Raw genomic sequence first — 1481 nt, 5'->3', positions numbered from 1 at the left:
CAGGACACCACGTAGTTCTGCCTGCCCTCCGGCAGCAGGCCCATCAGCGCGCCCTGACCGATCTCCACCGGCTCGTACGGCCGCACCACCCGCACACCCTGCGGTGTCGCGGACGGCGCCGGAGGTACGGAAGAGGCCGCGGGCGGTACGGCCGGGGCGGGGCCGGAGGAGACCGGCAGCGACGGCAGGAGTACGCCGCCGGCCAGGCAGGCCAGTACGGCCGCGGCCGCCGCGCCCGCGGCCGTCCGGCGGCGCCGCACCAGGCGGCGCCCCTCCCGCACCAGGGCCTCCACCGGCACCGGGCCGGCGGCCAGGGTGTCGGCCTCGCGGCGCATGGCCTCCGCCAGGCGGGCGGTCTCGGTCGCGCTCCCGCCACCGGTCCTCGTCCCCGTCCAGGTCTCGTCGTCCACCGGCACGTTCCCGCTCATCGGTTCACCACCGCCGCCCTGCCGCGTCCCGGGCCCAGGCCCAGGACGGCGCCGTCGCGGCGGAGTCCGGCCAGGGCCCGGGCGGTGTGGCTCCTGACCGTGCCGACCCCGGTGCCCAGCACCGCCGCCACCTCGCTCTCACTGCGGTCCTCCAGGAAGCGCAGGACCACCACCGCCCGCTGCCGCGCCGGCAGCCGGCCCAGGGCCTCCATCAGCAGACTGCGGTCGACGATCCGGTCGGCCCGGTCCGCGCTCTGCCGCTCGGGGAAGCGGTTGGTCAGCCACTCCCGGACCTTCAGCCTGCGGAGCCGGTCCGCGTTGGCGTTGATCATGATGCGCCAGACGTAGGCGTCCGGGTCCGCGGCACGCTGCACACGCTCCCATCCGGTGTACGCCTTGGCCAGCGCCACCTGCGCCAGGTCCTCGGCGTCGTGGTGGTTGCCGGTGAGGAGGTAGGCGGTCCTGAGCATGCGCGGCCACCGGTCGGCCACGTACTGCCGGTACTCCGCTTCCGCGCTCGTCTTCAAACGGGTGCCTCGGTTCGCCGTGGGGCCGCCGCCGGGCCGGGGGCTCGTGCCCGGCCCGGCGGCGTGCGTCCGTGGTCTCGTTGCGTGGGACGGCCGGCGGGCTACGGCGTGCCGGGCGTGTGGGGTGTACGGGGAAACGTCATCGTCAAGGTGTCGATGACGCCGCCGTCGGGCGCGTAGGCGGTCACGACGACGTCCGAGGAGAGGGCGTCGGTGCGGCCCGCGTCGAGGTGGTAGGCGCCCCAGCCCGGGTCGCCGGGCAGCCGCAGCATCTTCGCGTCGAAGGTGCCGTCGACGGTGCGGACGGTGATCCGGCCCGGCACGACGTCGGTGCGGAACGCCCCGGTGAACAGCACCTCGCCGTCGTCGAAGTGGTAGCCGCCGCTGATGGTGTTCGGGCGGATGTCGTCGCCCACGATGCCCTTGGCGTACTCGACGTCCTCCCGGAAGGCCTCCGGGCCGCCCCAGGACACCACGTAGTTCTGCCTGCCCTCCGGCAGCAGGCCCATCAGCGCGCCCTGACCGA

2 protein-coding genes and 1 pseudogene are annotated in these 1481 nt (G+C 75.1%); all 3 read right to left on the bottom strand.

Annotated features, from left to right (window positions below; genetic code table 11):
• Nucleotides 1–428, bottom strand: a 428-nt coding sequence (locus tag BM237_RS28580) for a hypothetical protein (protein ID WP_425443755.1), incomplete at its 3' end; no start/stop codon positions are given.
• Nucleotides 425–955, bottom strand: coding sequence for a SigE family RNA polymerase sigma factor (locus tag BM237_RS28575; protein ID WP_093852637.1), 531 nt, complete (start codon nt 953–955; stop codon nt 425–427). The genes BM237_RS28580 and BM237_RS28575, both read right to left, overlap by 4 nt.
• A gap of 101 nt (nt 956–1056) precedes the next feature.
• Nucleotides 1057–1481, bottom strand: a pseudogene (locus BM237_RS29530) (hypothetical protein); the annotation flags it as partial.

Origin of the sequence: Streptomyces mangrovi, from assembly GCF_900114215.1 — a bacterium.
In the GTDB taxonomy this organism is placed as follows: Bacteria; Actinomycetota; Actinomycetes; order Streptomycetales; family Streptomycetaceae; genus Streptomyces; species Streptomyces barkulensis.
This window is presented reverse-complemented; position numbering and strand designations above follow the sequence as displayed.